This window comes from Ruegeria sp. AM1 (assembly GCF_056540745.1).
On sequence record NZ_JBQFXH010000003.1, the window covers coordinates 163,040 to 179,455 of the forward strand.

The 16,416-nt window shown below is 59.5% G+C and carries 19 protein-coding genes; 13 read left to right on the forward strand and 6 right to left on the reverse strand.

Features of this window, described 5'->3' with window-relative positions; genetic code table 11:
- Window positions 1-22: 22 nt before the first annotated feature.
- Complete coding sequence (tldD, locus tag ACR0I7_RS11215; protein ID WP_480510995.1) at window positions 23-1,444, reverse strand: metalloprotease TldD; 1,422 nt, start codon at window positions 1,442-1,444, stop codon at window positions 23-25.
- A 176-nt stretch (window positions 1,445-1,620) separates the two neighbouring features.
- Between tldD and coxB the strand changes: the two genes are divergently transcribed.
- From coxB to ACR0I7_RS11270, 11 genes are all read left to right on the forward strand, one after another.
- Window positions 1,621-2,532, forward strand: coding sequence for a cytochrome c oxidase subunit II (gene coxB, locus ACR0I7_RS11220; protein ID WP_480510997.1), 912 nt, complete (start codon window positions 1,621-1,623; stop codon window positions 2,530-2,532).
- A gap of 71 nt (window positions 2,533-2,603) precedes the next feature.
- Complete coding sequence (gene cyoE, locus ACR0I7_RS11225) at window positions 2,604-3,557, forward strand: heme o synthase (RefSeq protein WP_480510999.1); 954 nt, start codon at window positions 2,604-2,606, stop codon at window positions 3,555-3,557.
- Window positions 3,557-3,718 (forward strand): hypothetical protein, encoded by a 162-nt coding sequence (locus ACR0I7_RS11230; RefSeq protein ID WP_480511001.1) that lies wholly within the window; start codon window positions 3,557-3,559, stop codon window positions 3,716-3,718. The genes cyoE and ACR0I7_RS11230 overlap by 1 nt, the downstream gene beginning before the upstream one ends.
- Window positions 3,718-4,293, forward strand: a complete 576-nt coding sequence (locus tag ACR0I7_RS11235; protein ID WP_480511003.1) for a cytochrome c oxidase assembly protein — start codon at window positions 3,718-3,720, stop codon at window positions 4,291-4,293. Before ACR0I7_RS11230 ends, ACR0I7_RS11235 begins: the two co-directional genes overlap by 1 nt.
- Window positions 4,294-4,315: 22 nt before the next feature.
- Entirely contained in the window at window positions 4,316-5,131 is an 816-nt protein-coding gene (locus tag ACR0I7_RS11240) for a cytochrome c oxidase subunit 3 (RefSeq protein ID WP_480511005.1), read from the forward strand.
- A gap of 155 nt (window positions 5,132-5,286) precedes the next feature.
- Window positions 5,287-5,964, forward strand: coding sequence for an SURF1 family protein (locus ACR0I7_RS11245; RefSeq protein ID WP_480511007.1), 678 nt, complete (start codon window positions 5,287-5,289; stop codon window positions 5,962-5,964).
- The gene (gene thrC, locus ACR0I7_RS11250; protein WP_480511009.1) at window positions 5,961-7,349 is read left to right on the forward strand and encodes a threonine synthase; all 1,389 of its coding nucleotides are present in this window, start codon (window positions 5,961-5,963) and stop codon (window positions 7,347-7,349) included. Before ACR0I7_RS11245 ends, thrC begins: the two co-directional genes overlap by 4 nt.
- The gene (locus ACR0I7_RS11255) at window positions 7,346-8,608 is read left to right on the forward strand and encodes a M16 family metallopeptidase (protein WP_480511011.1); all 1,263 of its coding nucleotides are present in this window, start codon (window positions 7,346-7,348) and stop codon (window positions 8,606-8,608) included. Before thrC ends, ACR0I7_RS11255 begins: the two co-directional genes overlap by 4 nt.
- Complete coding sequence (locus tag ACR0I7_RS11260) at window positions 8,608-9,192, forward strand: GNAT family N-acetyltransferase (RefSeq protein WP_480511013.1); 585 nt, start codon at window positions 8,608-8,610, stop codon at window positions 9,190-9,192. Before ACR0I7_RS11255 ends, ACR0I7_RS11260 begins: the two co-directional genes overlap by 1 nt.
- Before the next feature lie 81 nt (window positions 9,193-9,273).
- Window positions 9,274-10,092, forward strand: a complete 819-nt coding sequence (locus ACR0I7_RS11265) for an MBL fold metallo-hydrolase (RefSeq protein WP_480511016.1) — start codon at window positions 9,274-9,276, stop codon at window positions 10,090-10,092.
- 38 nt (window positions 10,093-10,130) lie between these two features.
- Window positions 10,131-11,546 carry an FAD-binding oxidoreductase gene (locus ACR0I7_RS11270; protein WP_480511017.1) on the forward strand — a complete coding sequence of 472 codons (1,416 nt, stop codon included), beginning with the start codon at window positions 10,131-10,133 and terminating at the stop codon, window positions 11,544-11,546.
- A gap of 32 nt (window positions 11,547-11,578) precedes the next feature.
- Here the strand turns inward: ACR0I7_RS11270 and ACR0I7_RS11275 are convergent, their stop codons facing one another.
- Both ACR0I7_RS11275 and ACR0I7_RS11280 read right to left on the reverse strand, forming a co-directional pair.
- Window positions 11,579-12,061: a fasciclin domain-containing protein gene (locus ACR0I7_RS11275; protein WP_480511019.1), complete on the reverse strand. Its 483-nt coding sequence runs from the start codon at window positions 12,059-12,061 to the stop codon at window positions 11,579-11,581.
- A 170-nt stretch (window positions 12,062-12,231) separates the two neighbouring features.
- Window positions 12,232-12,771 carry an adenine phosphoribosyltransferase gene (locus tag ACR0I7_RS11280; protein WP_480511022.1) on the reverse strand — a complete coding sequence of 180 codons (540 nt, stop codon included), beginning with the start codon at window positions 12,769-12,771 and terminating at the stop codon, window positions 12,232-12,234.
- A 225-nt stretch (window positions 12,772-12,996) separates the two neighbouring features.
- On the opposite strand from ACR0I7_RS11280, the gene ACR0I7_RS11285 reads away from it, so the two are divergent.
- On the forward strand, window positions 12,997-13,170 hold the full coding sequence (locus ACR0I7_RS11285; RefSeq protein WP_480511024.1) for a hypothetical protein: 174 nt from the start codon (window positions 12,997-12,999) through the stop codon (window positions 13,168-13,170).
- A 43-nt stretch (window positions 13,171-13,213) separates the two neighbouring features.
- Here the strand turns inward: ACR0I7_RS11285 and ACR0I7_RS11290 are convergent, their stop codons facing one another.
- Complete coding sequence (locus ACR0I7_RS11290) at window positions 13,214-13,843, reverse strand: LysE family translocator (protein ID WP_480511026.1); 630 nt, start codon at window positions 13,841-13,843, stop codon at window positions 13,214-13,216.
- 121 nt (window positions 13,844-13,964) lie between these two features.
- Between ACR0I7_RS11290 and ACR0I7_RS11295 the strand changes: the two genes are divergently transcribed.
- The gene (locus ACR0I7_RS11295; RefSeq protein WP_480511027.1) at window positions 13,965-14,885 is read left to right on the forward strand and encodes an alpha/beta hydrolase; all 921 of its coding nucleotides are present in this window, start codon (window positions 13,965-13,967) and stop codon (window positions 14,883-14,885) included.
- 11 nt (window positions 14,886-14,896) lie between these two features.
- Here the strand turns inward: ACR0I7_RS11295 and ACR0I7_RS11300 are convergent, their stop codons facing one another.
- Window positions 14,897-15,769 carry an S-methyl-5'-thioadenosine phosphorylase gene (locus tag ACR0I7_RS11300; protein ID WP_480511029.1) on the reverse strand — a complete coding sequence of 291 codons (873 nt, stop codon included), beginning with the start codon at window positions 15,767-15,769 and terminating at the stop codon, window positions 14,897-14,899.
- A 72-nt stretch (window positions 15,770-15,841) separates the two neighbouring features.
- A complete protein-coding gene (locus tag ACR0I7_RS11305) occupies window positions 15,842-16,399 on the reverse strand; it encodes an invasion associated locus B family protein (RefSeq protein ID WP_480511031.1) in 558 nt (185 codons plus the stop codon).
- Window positions 16,400-16,416 lie beyond the last annotated feature (17 nt).

A 16,416-nucleotide genomic window follows, 5' to 3' on the forward strand; every position in this document is an offset into this window, starting at 1 on the left:
TTTCAGCAAACGCCACGGCGGCTCAGGTCGCCGAGCCGCCCACAGTCAGCCCGTCCATCAGAACAGTGGGTTGCCCGACGCCGACTGGGACCCACTGGCCATCCTTGCCACAGGTCCCCATGCCCGGATCCAGCGCCATGTCATTGCCGAGACCCCGAATACGTTTCAACGCAGAAGGCCCGTCCCCGATCAATGTCGCCCCTTTGACCGGGGCACCGATCTTGCCGTTTTCAACGCGGTAGGCTTCGGTGCATGAGAAAACGAACTTGCCGTTAGTGATATCCACCTGTCCTCCGCCGAACCCAACAGCCCAGATGCCGTCTTTGATTTCGGCCACCAACTCACAGGGATCGGCTTCCCCGCCCAGCATGATGGTATTGGTCATGCGCGGCATTGGCTTGTGCGCATAGCTCTGTCGCCGCCCGTTGCCTGTGGGCGCAACGCCCATCAGACGGGCATTCTGGCGGTCTTGCATATAGCCTGTCAGAACACCGTCCTCAATAAGCACCGTCCGCGAACTGGGCGTTCCCTCATCATCGACAGAGATCGAGCCGCGGCGATCCCGGATGGTGCCGTCATCCACAACGGTTACACCTTTTGACGCGATCTGCTGCCCCATCAGTCCGGCAAAGGCAGAGCTGCCTTTACGGTTAAAATCGCCTTCCAGCCCATGACCGATGGCTTCATGCAGCAGGATACCGGGCCAGCCGGGTCCAAGGGCAACTTCCATGACCCCGGCGGGCGCGGGGACAGCCTCCAGATTGACCAGCGCAATGCGCAGCGCTTCGCGGGCCTTGGCCTGCCAATCTGCGGGATCGATCAGCCCGCTCAGGCCAACCCGCCCGCCACCTCCGGCCGATCCGCTTTCGCGGCGACCGTTTTGCTCGACGATTACCGAGACATTCACGCGGGTCATGGGACGGACGTCGCGCACCACCACGCCATCGGGCCGCAGAATCTCGACCTCCTGCACGGCGGCGGCAATCGTCGCACTGACCTGAACCACACGCGGGTCCAGATCGCGGGCGAAACTATCGATCTCGCGCAGGGTTTCGATCTTGACCGGGAAGTCAGCCGATTCGATCGGATCTTCATCGGTATAAAGACGGATATTGGTCGCGCGGGGCGCGTCGGCCAAAGTGCCCCCACCTTCGCCCACGGCCAGTCGCGCGGTTTCTGCGGCCCGTTTCAGCGCAGGGACCGAAACATCTGTCGAATGCGCATATCCGGCCACTTCGCCCTGCACGGCGCGTAGGCCGAACCCCTGGGATGCATCGTAAGACGCGGTCCGCAGACGCCCGTCATCGAATACCAGAGATTCGGATTTTCGCCGCTCGACAAACAGCTCTCCGTCTTCGGCTCCGTCCGTGGCCGAGCGTAAGATGGCCAGCGCTTCATCCTGCGGAAGAGCGCTTTCGAAGGGGCGAAACGGGGCGTCAGACATGGGTTGGGACCTTTCGGGTTTGATCCAGATCAAAAATAGCGTCTGTTTGACGCAAGCATTTTGCTTTATCTACCCGACGGAATATGGTTTTTAACGCGGCCAAAGACAACGGGAGAGGTGCGACCGATTCACACCTTTTCGCCAGGGACGCAAAGATCAAACGATCAGGACAGAACATGAAGAATGCTTTGATGCTTTCAGGGTTTATGACAGCCCTCTCCAGCCTTCCCGCCATGGCTCAGGAGCTTGAGATTATTGGCAAGCCGGTCGATGGGGGCATCGGCTTCCAGCCTGCGGCCACCAGCTTGGCTGAAGGGATTCAGTCGCTGGACAACATGATTCTGGTAATCATCACGGCGATTTGTGTGTTTGTTGCCGGGCTGCTGGTCTATTGCATCGTGCGTTATAATCAGCGCGTTAACCCCAAGCCCGCCGCGTTCTCGCACTATACCCCGGTCGAAATTGCCTGGACGCTCGGCCCGATCCTGATTCTGGTTTTTATTGGTGCCTTCTCGCTGCCCGTCCTGTTCAAACAGCAAGAGATTCCCGAGGGTGACGTGGTGATCAAGGTTGTGGGCAACCAGTGGTACTGGACCTACGAATATGTTGATCATGACTTCGCATTTGACAGCTATCTGCTGGGCCACCCGGCCACTTTGGACGAAGGCGCACGCCCGGCGGACGCTGATGTGACGCCATTTGTTCTGGATGATGCAATGCGCGCCAAGCTGGCGGATTCGGGCTACAGCGATGATGAGTGGCTGCTGGCGACCGACACCGCTGTCGTTGTTCCGGTTGGCAAAATCGTCGTGATGCAGGTCACTGCGTCGGACGTGATCCATTCCTGGACCATCCCGTCTTTCGGCGTGAAGCAGGACGGTGTTCCCGGTCGTCTGGCCGAGCTGTGGTTCCAGGCGGACAAGGAAGGCGTTTATTTCGGCCAGTGTTCGGAGCTGTGCGGGAAAGACCATGCCTATATGCCGATCACCGTCAAAGTGGTCAGCGAAGAGGCCTATGAGGAATGGCTGCAAGGCGCTTTGGAAGAGTATGCGGGTCAGCCTGCATCGTTCCAGGTCGCCTCGAACTAAGCCCATAGTGGCCTAGGTATTATTGCGGGCTGCGCGGTTTTCGCGCAGCTTTTGCCCCAGAAGGATCGGACATGAGCGACGCAAGCTTCAATGCCAGCCAGGTGACCGCCCAGACCCGCGCGGATGAGGCCGGCTTTGGTGACTATTTCGCCTTGTTGAAACCGCGTGTGATGTCGCTGGTGGTGTTTACTGTTTTGGTTGGTCTGCTGGCGGCGCCGGTGCCTGTGCATCCTTTTGTTGGCTTCTGCGCAATCCTGTTCATCGCGATCGGTGGCGGCGCTTCCGGCGCGCTGAACATGTGGTGGGACGCGGATATCGACAAGGTCATGAAGCGCACCAAGGGCCGGCCGATCCCTTCGGGCAAAGTTCAGGACGGCGAAGCGCTGGCTTTGGGTTTGGCGCTGTCCGGTCTGTCGGTCATCATGCTGGGGCTGGCGACCAACTGGTTCGCAGGGGCATTCCTGGCCTTCACCATCTTCTTTTATGTCGTCGTCTATACGATGTGGCTAAAGCGTTCGACGCCGCAGAACATCGTGATCGGCGGCGCGGCAGGGGCGTTTCCGCCGGTTATCGGTTGGGTGGCCGCCACCGGATCGATGTCGATTGAGCCGTGGCTGATGTTCGCGCTGACATTCATGTGGACCCCGCCACACTTCTGGGCGCTGGCCCTGTTCATGCGCTCGGATTATGACGATGCGGGTGTCCCCATGCTGACCGTGACCCATGGCCGCCGCGCGACGCGCTGGCATATTCTGGTCTACACGGCACTGCTGGCAACGCTGGCCGTTGGAACCGCCTTTTCGGGTATCGGCGGACCGATCTATCTGGTGGTGGCGCTGGTGCTGAACGCCTTGTTCTTGCGCGGCGCGTGGGCGATCTCGCGCCGGACCGAAGACGATGCCGAGGCGGACAACTTCAAAGTCGAACGCAGCTTCTTCAAGCTGTCGCTGCTCTATCTCTTCTTGCATTTTGGTGCGATCCTGGTCGAGGCGCTGCTGAAACCCTATGGGTTGGGAGGCTGGTGATGAGTTTGCGCAAAAGTCATGAACTGCACCACCGCCGCTTTGGTCGCAATCTGGGCGTCGGCCTGACGCTGGCGGCCTTTATCGTAATCATTTTTGGTCTGACCATCGTGAAAGTTTCGGGGACTGATTTTTCAGCGTCGGGTGTAGAGGTGCAGAACTGATGGCAATGTCGGGTCCTCAGAAAACCGTTGTGCAGCTGGTTGGTGTCGTCGTTCTGATGGGCGGCCTCGCTTGGGCAGCGGTGCCGTTTTATAACTGGTTCTGCCGTGTCACCGGCTTTGGTGGCACCACCGGCGTGGCCGAACAGGCCCCCGAAGAGATTCTGGATCAGGTGATCACGGTCCGGTTTGATGCCTCTAAGGCGAAAGACATGCTGTGGGAATTCAAACCGGTTGAGCGCGAGATGAAGGTGCGCATCGGCGAGACGGGGCTGGCCTTCTATGAGGCTTATAACCCAACGGACAGACCTATCGCCGGGCAGGCCTCGTATAACGTGACGCCGTATTCGGCCGGTGGGTATTTTCAGAAGATCGCCTGTTTCTGCTTTGAAGAACAGGTTCTGCAGCCCGGGGAACGGGTTGAGATGCCGGTAACATTCTTCGTCGATCCGGAAATGGTCGAAGATCTTGAAGCCAAGTATGTTCATACGATTACTCTGTCGTATACATTCTACGAAATTGACCTGCCTGAGGGCTATGCCGCCCTTGAGACGCAGGCTGACACAAACACGAACTAACGCCTGTAGGTGAGGGACGCTGATGGCACACGCAAAAAACCATGATTATCACATTCTGGCCCCGTCGATCTGGCCGCTGATCGGCGCGATCGGTGGCTTTGTGATGCTGTTCGGAGCTGTCCTGTGGATGCACGGGATCACCCCGTGGATGTTCTGGGCCGGGCTGGTGGCTGTTCTCTACACCATGTTTGCCTGGTGGTCCGAAGTTGTGGCCGAAAGCCGCGCCGGGGATCACACGCCGGTGGTCCGCATCGGTCTGCGCTATGGCTTCATCCTGTTTGTGATGTCCGAGGTGATGTTCTTCTTTGCCTGGTTCTGGTCATTCTTTAAACATCGCATGTATCCGATGTACGACTATGCCGGTACCGAATACATCCAGCCGGACATCCATGCGGTTGACCCGTTCCACCTGCCACTGATCAACACGCTGGTTCTGTTGCTGTCGGGCTGTGCCATCACCTGGGCGCACCATGCGCTGGTGCATGACAATGACCGCAAGGCGTTGATCAACGGTCTGGCTATTGGTATCGTTCTGGGCATTGCCTTTACCGGTCTGCAAGCTTTTGAATACTATGAGCTGCTGGCCCACGAAGACTGGAAATTCGGTGGGGATCAGTTCTATTCGAACTTCTTCATGGCCACAGGGTTCCACGGCGCGCATGTGATCATCGGCACGATTTTCCTGTCAGTCTGTCTGATCCGGGCGCTGAAGGGTGACTTTACGCCCGAAAAACACGTCGGGTTTGAGGCGGCCGCCTGGTACTGGCACTTTGTTGACGTTGTCTGGCTGTTCCTGTTCTTCGCTGTTTACATCTGGGGGCAGGCGCCGCTGATGTAACGCCGGTTCGGCGATCCAATTGCAAAAGCCGCCCTTTGGGGCGGCTTTTTCTCGATAAGGGCGCAAGATTGCGCCCGATACAATTGCGTGGTTGCAATTCTGTCCACGTACCCCTTACCAAGACGCCGGTTTCCGCAACAAGGTCTCGTCCCATCATGCGTCGCATTCTGTTCCTGCTGATCTTCGGCCTCGCCGGTTTGGGTGTGCTGCTGTCGCTGGGCATCTGGCAGGTGCAGCGATTGGCGTGGAAACAGGGTGTGCTGGCCGAGATCGAAAGCCGGATTTCTGCCGAGCCGGTCGGGCTGCCTGCAGAGGTTTCTGAGGAGGCCGACAAATACCTGCCTGTGATGGTTACGGGCGAGATGCTACCCGATGAGATTCACGTTCTGGTCTCGGTCAAGCAAGTTGGGGCTGGATATCGGATCATCCAGCCGCTCCGCATGGAGGGCAGGACTATTCTGGTGGATCGGGGCTTTGTGCCTGTGACCGCAAAGCAGGCCGTGCGCCGGTCCGGTCCGATGGAGATCACCGGCAATCTGCACTGGCCCGATGAGATCGACAGCTATACGCCTGAGCCAGATATTGACGACAACATCTGGTTCGCCCGCGATGTGCCTGCACTGGCCGCCGCGCTGGGGGCAGAGCCGGTGTTGTTGATCGCGCGGTCTGAGACTGATCCGGCGGTCACGCCTCTGCCGGTCGACACGGTCGGCATTCCGAATGATCACCTGCAATATGCAATCACCTGGTTTGGTCTGGCTCTGGTCTGGGCCGCGATGACCGGTTATTTCCTGTGGCGCAACCGCGCCAATTCTGAGAGTGACGAGCGATGAAATACATCTCGACCCGCGGGCAGGCGCCCGAACTGACCTTTGAAGAGGCGATGCTGACCGGGCTGGCCCGCGATGGCGGCCTGTATCTACCCGCTGAGATTCCGGTGATGTCACAGGATGAGATCGCCGCTCTGGCCGGTCTGCCATATGAAGAGATCGCCTTTCGCGTGATGTGGCCCTATGTCAGCGGGTCCTTCGGTGAGGGTGAGTTCAAAGAGATCATTGCCCGCGCTTATGCAGGCTTTGGCCATGACGCCCGCGCGCCATTGAAGCAGCTGAACGAGAACCACTTTCTGCTGGAACTGTTCCACGGGCCGACACTCGCCTTCAAAGACTTTGCCATGCAGCTGATTGGTCAGCTGTTCCAGGTGGCGCTGAAACGGCGTGGGGATCGCGTGACCATCGTTGGTGCGACCAGCGGTGATACGGGCTCGGCGGCGATCGAGGCTTTCCGTGGGCTGGACGCGGTGGATGTGTTCATCCTGTTCCCTCATGGTCGCGTGTCTGAAGTACAGCGCCGCCAGATGACGACACCTGCCGACAGCAATGTGCACGCGCTGGCGGTCGATGGGGATTTCGACGATTGCCAGGCTGCGCTCAAAGATATGTTCAACGATTTCGACTTTCGCGACAGCGTGAAACTGGCCGGCGTGAATTCGATCAACTTTGCCCGCGTTCTGGCGCAGATCGTGTATTATTTTTCGGCGGCGGTCAGCCTGGGTGCGCCGCAACGCAAGGTCAGCTTCACCGTGCCGACCGGAAATTTCGGCGACATCTTCGCAGGTTATCTTGCCAAACGTATGGGCCTGCCCATCGACCGTCTAGTTGTAGCGACCAATCAGAACGACATTCTGCATCGTTGCCTCTCGGGCGAGGGGTATTTCAAGGGCGACACCATCCCCTCGATCAGCCCGTCGATGGATATTCAGGTCAGCTCGAACTTTGAGCGGGCGCTGTATTATGCATATGGCGAGGATGGCAGTGCCGTGGCGCAGCTGATGGATGAGCTCAAGACCGGTGGCTTCAACGTCAGCCAGGGCGCGATGCAGGCTTTGGCTGAGAGCTTTGACTCGGGCCGCGTGTCCGAGGATGAGACACTGGCGGCGATCAAACACACGCTGGCCCACAGCGCTGAACTGGTCTGTCCGCACACTGCCGTTGGCATCAAAGTCGCCGAAGAACACCGCGCGGCGGACGTGCCGATGATCACGCTGGCCACTGCGCATCCGGCGAAATTCCCGGCTGCGGTTGAGAAGGCGTCAGGCGAACATCCGCCTCTTCCATCCCGTATGTCTGATCTGTATGAACGTCCGGAACGGGTGACGCGGATTGCCAACGATCTGGGGGCCCTTGAGGATCATATCAAAAGGCACATCGCTGAGTGACTGTCAGACAAGACCAACTGAAGAACGGATTCCGGATCGTCAGTGAACATATGCCGGGGCTGCAATCAGCGGCCATCGGCATCTGGGTGACCGCCGGCGGGCGGCATGAGCGGATCGAACAGAACGGTATCGCGCATTTTCTTGAACATATGGCGTTCAAGGGAACCGAGCGCCGCTCGGCGCTGCAGATCGCCGAGGCGATCGAAGATGTGGGCGGATACATCAACGCCTATACCTCGCGCGAGGTGACGGCGTACTACGCGCGCGTTCTGAAGGACGACGTGGCGCTGGCCATGGATGTGATCGGCGACATCGTTCTGAACCCGATCTTTGATCCGCGCGAGATCGAGGTTGAGCGCGGCGTGATCCTGCAGGAGATCGGGCAGGCCTATGACACGCCCGACGATGTGATTTTCGACTGGCTGCAAGAGCAGAGTTATCACGATCAACCTCTGGGCCGCACCATTCTGGGGCCGACCGAGCGGGTCAGCGCTTTTTCGCGTGAGGACCTGTCGGGTTTTGTGGCCGAGCATTACGGGCCCGAGCAGATGATCCTGTCGGCGGCTGGCGCCGTGGATCATGATGCGCTGATGAAAATGGCCGAAGAGATGTTTGGCCATCTGAAACCGCGCAAGGGTCTGATCCCCGAGGTTGCGCGGTTCACCGGTGGCGAGGCGCGGCAAGAGAAAGAGCTGGAACAGGCTCATTTCGCACTGGCTTTGGAAAGCCCCGGCTATCGCGACGATGCGATCTATACCGCTCAGATATATTCGACTGCGCTGGGCGGGGGCATGTCCTCGCGTCTGTTTCAGGAAGTCCGTGAAAGCCGTGGCCTGTGCTATACGATCTTTGCGCAAACCGGGGCCTATGCGGACACCGGCACAACCACGATCTATGCCGGAACGTCTGCCGATCAGATCGGCGAACTGGCGACCATCACCATTGATGAGATGAAACGTGCCGCCGAAGATATGAGCGCGGAAGAGGTCGCCCGCGCCCGCGCCCAGATGAAGGCAGGTATGCTGATGGGGCTGGAAAGCCCATCGAACCGCGCCGAACGTCTGGCGCGTCTGGTGCAGATTTGGGATCGCGTGCCCTCGTTGGAAGATACCGTTGCCAAGATCGATGCGGTCAGCACCGGGGATGTGCGGGCCTTTGCTGAGGATATGGCCGTACAAGCGCCCGCGGCGCTGGCTCTGTATGGACCGGTTACCGGGGCACCCACGCTGACCGAACTGCAGGAGAGGCGAGCGGCGTGATGCTGTTGGGCCGACGCAAGCTGAAACTTGAAACCGAGCGGTTGAGCCTGCGCCCGCCGGTGCATTCCGATTTTCACGACTGGTCTGCGCTGCGTCGGGCCTCGCGCGATTACCTGACCCCTTGGGAACCGATCTGGGCCAAGGATCACCTGAGCCGCAAATCGTTCACCAACCGGGTCTATTGGGCGCAGCGTTCGGTGGCCAGCGGAACAGCCATCCCGTTGTTTCTGTTTCGCCGCAGCGATGATGTGCTGATGGGGGCGATTACCTTGGACAATGTGCGCCGCGGGCCGGCGCAGGCGGGAACACTGGGCTATTGGACAGGGCAGGCCTTTGCCCGCCAGGGCTATATGCGCGAGGCGATTGGCGCGGTGGTGCATTATGCCTTTGCACGGCTTGATCTCAGCCGGATTGAGGCTGCGTGCCTGCCTGAAAACGCGGCGTCGCGGGGATTGCTGGAAAGCTCCGGCTTTAAATATGAAGGCGTGGCGCAGTCTTATTTGCAGATCAACGGGCGGTGGCGAACGCATGTGCTCTATGCCAGTTTGCGATCTGACCGGCGCGGGAAGACTGACGCGGGATAGATGGCCGCCCCAAGCTCCGCGAAATTCGGGTCAGATGAACAAGGGGCATGACTTGTGGGCGTTCTGCGCTACACTCGGGTCATGCGTTGGATCATCGCGGCCTTGATGGTGAGTGCGAATATGGCTGTTGCTGAGGAGCGGCGGCCAAGCCATTGCATTGCCATTGCAGATGCCACACCTGGGATTGAATACGTCCACAGAGCCGCGTGGAGCGATCCGGTGTCCGAGTTCTCAGTTCGGATCAGCTATGTCGCGCATGCCTCGTTTCTGATCCAGACGCCGGGCGGACTGAATGCGGTGACCGACTTTACCGGGTTTATTGGCGGCGCTGATCTGATCCCGGATGTGGTCACCATGAACCATGCACATAGCACCCATTGGACCGCGCATCCTGATCCGGCGATTCCGCATGTGTTGCCAGGCTGGGGCGAATTCGGGCAGGGGATCGAACATCATCTGGATTTGGGCGAGATGCTGGTCCGGAATGTGTCGACCGATATTCGTTCGGCCTATGCCGGGTTGGAGGAGCGCGGCAATTCGATCTTTGTGTTCGAGGTCGAAGGGCTGTGTATCGGCCATCTGGGACACCTGCATCACATCCCGTCCGAGGCGCAGTTTGCCGCGCTGGGGCGGCTGGATGTGGTGATGGCCGCAGTGGATGGTGGCACGACCATGCCGCTGCCCGAGATGATCACGGTGCTGCGGCGGCTGAAAAGCGCGGTCATCATTCCGATGCATTGGTTCTCGGACTACTCACTGGCGCGTTTTCTGGAGGGCATACGGGATGATTTCGTGGTCGAGCGGCAGGGGATTTCCGAGATTGAGGTCTCGCTGCGCACATTGCCCAGCAGGCCAACCGTGGTGGTGCTGGAGCCGCGCTATCTGATCGAGCTGGAATAGGGCTTGCCCCGGCAACCGAGCTTGGGCATTGAAATGCTATGAGTTTGCAGTCAGCCGATCAGAGTTTTGCCGATCGTATCCGCGCACAGCTGGGCGACGATGTTCTGCGCCCGGTTGAGCCACGCTATCTGGAAGAGCCGCGCGGAAGGTTTGCCGGACATATTGGCCTGTTGTCCCTGCCGCGCCGGGTTGAGGAAGTAGCCGCGCTGGTGCGGCTGGCGTCCGACGCTCAGGTGCCGGTTGTCCCGTATGGCGGGGGAACCGGTTTGGTTGGCGGGCAGGTGATGGCTAATGGACCCGCACCCCTTGTTATCTCGCTCGAGCGGATGGCGGCGATCCGTGGCATCTATCCGACCGAGAACATTCTGGAGGTTGAGGCCGGGGCGATCCTGTCGGATGTGCAGACCGCCGCCCAATCCGAAAATCGGCTGTTCCCGCTGGCCCTTGCGGCGCAGGGGTCATGTCGCATTGGCGGCAATCTTGCGACCAATGCGGGTGGGGTCAATGTGCTGCGCTATGGCAATGCGCGCGACCTGTGCCTGGGGCTTGAGGCGGTCTTGCCCAATGGTGAGATCTGGCACGGGCTGAGCCGCTTGAGGAAAGACAACACCGGCTATGATCTGCGGAACCTGCTGATCGGTGCAGAGGGGACGCTTGGCATCATCACGGCAGCGGCGCTCAAGCTGTTTCCGATCCCGTCTGGCATTGGCACAGCCGTGTTTCAGGTGTCGTCCCCCGAAGCGGCCATTGATCTGCTCTCGTTGGCGCGCGATCAGGTGGGCGAGGCGGTCAGCACGTTCGAGCTGATCCACAAGCAGGGGCTGGATTTTCTGACCGAAACCCTGCCGGATGTGCGGCAACCGTTTAAAGATGCGCCCGAATGGTGTGTTCTGACAGAGTTTGGGTTGCCAGTGGGTCTTAACCCGTCAGAGGCGCTTGAGGCCTTGTTTCAGGCCGGTGTCGTGCGGGGTTTGGTCAGCGATGGTGTGATCGCCCAGAACGAAACCCAGCGCGCTGAGCTGTGGGCGGTGCGGGAGCGCATCCCCGAGGCCAACCGGATGATCGGCTCGGTATCCAGCCATGATATCTCGGTGCCCATCGCGCGCATTCCCGAATTCATCCAGCGCGGGGCGCAGACGGTTGAGGGGCTGGGCCCGTTCCGGATCAACTGTTTTGGCCATCTGGGGGATGGCAATCTGCACTATAACGTATTCCCGCCCAAAGGGCATGATAGGGGCGCGTTTGACCAACAGCGCAAAGCGGTCAAACATGCGGTTCACGATCTGGTTCACGCGTTCGGAGGGTCGGTTAGCGCCGAGCACGGGGTGGGTCGTCTCAAAGTCGAAGATCTTGAGGAATACGCCGACCCGACCAAATTGCAGGCAATGCGGGTGATCAAAGCGGCACTTGATCCAAAGGGGATCATGAACCCCGGCGCGGTGCTCAGAGGATAGGCGCGACCTGATGAGGCCGCGCCGAAAAGGCCTCAGGAGGCGGGCAGGATCACTTTGTCGATGACGTGGATAACGCCGTTTTCAGCCTCGATATCAGCCTGAACCACGTTGGCGTCATTAACCATCACACCGGAATCCAGATCGATGGTGATCTCCCCACCCTGAACGGTGGCAGCTGTCATATCGTCAGACAAATCGCCCGACATGACTTTGCCCGGCACCACGTGATAGGTCAGAATGGCCACTAGCTGGTCCTTGTTCTCGGGCTTCAGCAGCGTTTCGACCGTGCCTTCGGGCAGCGCAGCGAATGCGTCATCTGTTGGGGCAAAGACCGTGAACGGCCCGTCGCCTTTCAGTGTGTCGACCAGTTCAGCGGCCTGAACGGCGGCCACCAGGGTTGAGAAACTGCCTGCAGACACCGCAGTATCCACGATGTCTTTCCCATGACCGTCTGCCATGGCGGTTGTGCTGAAAAGAATACTGGCAACACCGGCAACTGCGATTTTACGAAACATGACGATACTTCCCTTGTTGAGAATGCCTCAGTCGGCATCAAACGGGGTACGCCGCTGTCTGACGGGAAGATCACCGAATGTGTGAAGGAACTCAGCTTGAAACAAGATCAAAGCGCGCTAAGCCCGGAGGGATTGAAAAAGCCACTCACAAAAACGTGAATGGCGGGACGTCAAAGCCCCTCGAATTCGCACAGGACATGGACGTCCATGCCCATTTCTTCCAGCACTTTGCGGCCGCCCAGTTCCGGCAGGTCGATCACAAACACGCAGGAAACGATCTGCCCGCCCAGCCGTTCAATCAGCTTGATGCCAGCGGCTGCGGTGCCGCCCGTGGCCAGCAGGTCATCGACGACAAGAATCTTTTCGCCAGGCTGGATGGCATCATCGTGGAGTTCGACAATCGCCTCGCCATACTCCAGCTTGTATTCTTGGCTGATCGTAGTGCCGGGCAGTTTGCCCTTTTTGCGGATGGGCACGAAGCCGACGCTCAGCTGATGGGCAATGGCCCCGCCCAGAATAAAGCCACGCGCCTCAAGCCCGACCACTTTGTCGATCTGCTCTCCAGCATAGGGGTGCAGCATCTGGTCAATCGCCATGCGAAACCCGCGCGGGTCGGCAAACAAAGTGGTGACATCGCGGAACATGATCCCTTCATGGGGGAAATCAACGATTGTCCGAATGTAGTCCTTGACCGATTTGTTTCTCGACATGGGCTATTCCTTTTGCGCCAGACACGCGCGGGTGTTTGGCCCATTCAGCCCGTTCATGCAAGGCGAGTCTGCTTTCGCTGGCTTCTCGACAGAAATGACAGACCAACATCACGGGGCGTTGCCTGATGCCTTTTGGGGGTGTTAGATGCTTGGATATATACATTTGTTATGCGTTGTATATACAAATTACCGCAAAATGCTTGAGATTTAGATAGGGCAAGACACGTGGGACAGAAAGACGGTAAGGGCTTTACAAAGAAAAACAGCCAGCTTGTGTTGCGTCTGGACAAAGATGAACGTGACGCCTTTGTCGGGCTTTGCAGAGAGCTTGATACCTCAGCCGCGCGCGAAATCCGGCGTTTCATACGCGGGTTCATGAAGGAAAACGCGGAACGCTAATCCCCTCAGAGTGGGCAGAAGCAGCCTGTTTTGCGATGCAGGATCAGGCCGGGCGCCGCAGAACAGCCGTGGCCATTCCCATCCCGATCAAGGTCAGCCCGCCAAATCGCGTCATCGCGGTGATGACGCCCGCGCGTCCGATCATTCGGCGCAGGCGGTCGGCAAGCAGCGCATAGGCCAGCGCGTTCAACCAGGCCAATCCCACAAACGTGGCGATCAGAATGGCGAATTGCGGACCCAGTGGCTCTGCCGGGCGCAGAAATTGCGGCGCAAACGCGATGAAAAAGGCGATAGATTTCGGGTTCAGCGCCGTCACCGCCGCCGTATGACCAAAAACGCTGCGCGCGGTCACGCTGCGCTGCGTGGCAACGGTTGCCATGCCGTCTGATGGGGCGCTTCGCAGCAGCTTGATGCCCATCCAGATCAGATAGGCTGCACCCACCCATTTCAGCGTGGTGAACAGAGTGGCCGAGGCCAGAACCAGCGCCCCAAGCCCCAACAGCGAGGCCGTCATGGCCAGAAGATCCCCCGCCGCAACCCCCGTGGCCGAGGCAACGGCAACGCTGCGCCCCTTGGACAGGGCGTAGCTGAGAACAAGCAAGACTGTAGGCCCCGGGATCAGCAACAGGGCGGTTGATGCGGCAACAAAGGCCAGCCAGAGTTCAAATGACATGAGACATCCCGTTTTTACGCGCCTCAGCAAGCCTCAGGTCCCCGGCCAACGTCAAGCGGTTTGTGGCTCGGGCGTTTGGCCGCAGGCTCGGGGAACCTTAAGGCAAGGTTAAGCTTCGGGCATGTTTCTTGATTTCGCAGGGCTGAACCCCAAACTGGGGATACTGATCAAGGAGGGGCTGATGGTACAGACCGAAGGCGCATATCCGGGCAAAGATGATGCCCGGCTGAAACCAGGGGGCGTAAGACGGGGCGTCTGTGCGGTGATCGCCCTGGCCCTGTTGCTTTATGCCGGCGCGGTTGGTTACATGTACCTGAACCAGCGGGAGCTGCTGTTCAAGCCGGGCGGGGAGCTGCCCGCGCCGCATCAGGTTGGCCTGTCAAATGTCGAAACCCTTTCACTGCCGATGTCGGATGGCACCACATTGGCAGTGTGGCTCGCGCCTGCTGCAACCGAGAGTGCCCCCACCGTGCTGTTCTTTCACGGGCAGAGCGGCAATCTGGGCGACCGGGCAGACCGGATGCGCGAAATTCTCAACAGCGGTTATGGGCTGCTTGCGCCCAGCTATCGCGGGTTTCCGGGCAGCGAAGGCCAGCCGTCAGAGGCAGCTTTCATCTCAGATGGGCTAGAGCTGTTCGACTGGTTGGATGCGCAGGGTGCGCCGGTCATTCTTCACGGACAAAGCTTGGGCACAGGTGTGGCCGCTGCTGTCGCAGCACAGCGCCCAAACGCCGAGCTTTTGGTGCTGGAAGCCCCTTTTACCGCCACCGTTGACGTCGCGGGCGAGCGTTACCCCTGGCTGCCTGTCAATTTGTTGATGCAGGATCGGTTCGCGACGCGAGAGATAATCGCCGATATCGACGTGCCGACGCTGATTTTCCATGGAACAAATGACGAGGTTGTCCCCGTACACCATGGCCAGGCGCTTGCGGCGCTTCCAAACGACAATGTGAACCTGATTGTCATCCCAAACGGCACCCACAACGACTTGTGGGATCATGGGCTATGGCAGCAGGTTCAGGCGAACCTGCCACCACAATAACCGGGTGCGGATCAGAGGATTCGCCCCGCCACAGCATCCAGCTTGGCCAGCAGCGCCGGATCGCGTTTCTCGGGTGCAGTCAGAATGGCATATTCCAACGCCCGGTCGCAGCCATGTGGACAAGGTGCGCGTTCGGACCCCAGCAGGTTGGGCAAGCCCTTGACCAAGGCGCGGCCTTTTTCGGCATTGCCGGTCAGGGTTGCAATAATAGCGGTGACGTCGACCTCACCATGATCCGGGTGCCAACTGTCGTAATCCGTGACCATGGCGATGGAAGCGTAGCAAAGCTCTGCCTCTCGGGCGAGCTTGGCTTCGGGCATATTGGTCATCCCGATCACATCGCAGCCCCATTGCTCGCGGTACATTTTGGACTCAGCCAGTGACGAGAACTGCGGCCCCTCCATAGCCAGATAGGTGCCGCCCCGATGGACCGTGATGCCTGCAGCCTTGCCCGCCGTCTCGCAAGCGTCTGACAGGCGTGGGCAGGTCGGGTGGGCGACGCTGACATGTGCCACGCAGCCGGTTCCGAAAAAGCTCTTATCCCGTGCAAAAGTTCGGTCGATGAACTGATCGACGATCACAAAATCTCCGGGCGCCATATGTTCGCGGAACGACCCGCAGGCTGATACCGAGATCACATCCGTCACGCCCAGCCGTTTCAGCGCGTCGATATTGGCGCGATAGGGCACCTCGGTCGGAGAATGCACATGGCCGCGCCCATGACGGGGTAGAAACGCCATCGCAACTCCGTCCAGCGACCCAGTCAAAATCTGATCGGAAGGGGCGCCCCATGGGGTTTCGACGCTGACCCATTCCGCGTTTTCCAACCCGTCAATGTCATAGATGCCCGATCCGCCAATGACGGCAATTTTGGTCTGGGTCACAGCTGTTCTCCGTTTGCGTGTATGATGTCGGATTTCTGCGGGCTGGCGTGGGTTTTGGCAAGGGGCGGGTGGCTATTCCGCCGCGAGCAGACCGCGCGCCTGCGCCTGTGCGCGAAAATCATCCCAGGCCGATCCAAATCCCTCCAGCGGCCATGTCAGGTTCTGCGACTGTCCATGACGGTCGCGAAAGACAAACCGATAGGTGTCGCCCGCCTGCATGGCCTCCAGCACAGTCTGCGCCGCGCGGCCCTGAAACGTGCAACTCAACCCGGTCAGACAGCCCGGGCGCCGAGTGCGCCAGATCGTGTCTGTGCCCTGATCGATGCGAAACCCGGAGGGGCTGAACAGGGTGCCGGGTTCGATCCCGAACTCGACCTGATAGCCGTCGGGCGCCGGCGTGACAAAAAGGAACTGGGCGGCAAATTTCGGGCGCAGCGAGAACACATCGGCCCAGCGGATGTAACACCGTTGTTTCAACGCGCCGTCTTCCTCGCGCTCATCGCAGATCGAGTTCCAGATGCCGAAGGTTTCGTAGTGGGTCACGCGCCAGTCGCTGGGGGTGTTATTCCCTTGTCGATCCTGCGCAAATGCCGAAAGCGGGGCCAGAAGGAAAAGAACAAACCATCTCATGGAGCTAGGTTGCGCAT

Coding starts and splice junctions, on each gene's coding strand:
- tldD (WP_480510995.1), bottom strand. CDS start 1,444: ATGTCTGACGCCCCGTTTCGCCCCTTCGAAAGCGCTCTTCCGCAGGAT.
- coxB (WP_480510997.1), top strand. CDS start 1,621: ATGAAGAATGCTTTGATGCTTTCAGGGTTTATGACAGCCCTCTCCAGC.
- cyoE (WP_480510999.1), top strand. CDS start 2,604: ATGAGCGACGCAAGCTTCAATGCCAGCCAGGTGACCGCCCAGACCCGC.
- ACR0I7_RS11230 (WP_480511001.1), top strand. CDS start 3,557: ATGAGTTTGCGCAAAAGTCATGAACTGCACCACCGCCGCTTTGGTCGC.
- ACR0I7_RS11235 (WP_480511003.1), top strand. CDS start 3,718: ATGGCAATGTCGGGTCCTCAGAAAACCGTTGTGCAGCTGGTTGGTGTC.
- ACR0I7_RS11240 (WP_480511005.1), top strand. CDS start 4,316: ATGGCACACGCAAAAAACCATGATTATCACATTCTGGCCCCGTCGATC.
- ACR0I7_RS11245 (WP_480511007.1), top strand. CDS start 5,287: ATGCGTCGCATTCTGTTCCTGCTGATCTTCGGCCTCGCCGGTTTGGGT.
- thrC (WP_480511009.1), top strand. CDS start 5,961: ATGAAATACATCTCGACCCGCGGGCAGGCGCCCGAACTGACCTTTGAA.
- ACR0I7_RS11260 (WP_480511013.1), top strand. CDS start 8,608: ATGCTGTTGGGCCGACGCAAGCTGAAACTTGAAACCGAGCGGTTGAGC.
- ACR0I7_RS11265 (WP_480511016.1), top strand. CDS start 9,274: ATGCGTTGGATCATCGCGGCCTTGATGGTGAGTGCGAATATGGCTGTT.
- ACR0I7_RS11270 (WP_480511017.1), top strand. CDS start 10,131: ATGAGTTTGCAGTCAGCCGATCAGAGTTTTGCCGATCGTATCCGCGCA.
- ACR0I7_RS11275 (WP_480511019.1), bottom strand. CDS start 12,061: ATGTTTCGTAAAATCGCAGTTGCCGGTGTTGCCAGTATTCTTTTCAGC.
- ACR0I7_RS11280 (WP_480511022.1), bottom strand. CDS start 12,771: ATGTCGAGAAACAAATCGGTCAAGGACTACATTCGGACAATCGTTGAT.
- ACR0I7_RS11290 (WP_480511026.1), bottom strand. CDS start 13,843: ATGTCATTTGAACTCTGGCTGGCCTTTGTTGCCGCATCAACCGCCCTG.
- ACR0I7_RS11295 (WP_480511027.1), top strand. CDS start 13,965: ATGTTTCTTGATTTCGCAGGGCTGAACCCCAAACTGGGGATACTGATC.
- ACR0I7_RS11305 (WP_480511031.1), bottom strand. CDS start 16,399: ATGAGATGGTTTGTTCTTTTCCTTCTGGCCCCGCTTTCGGCATTTGCG.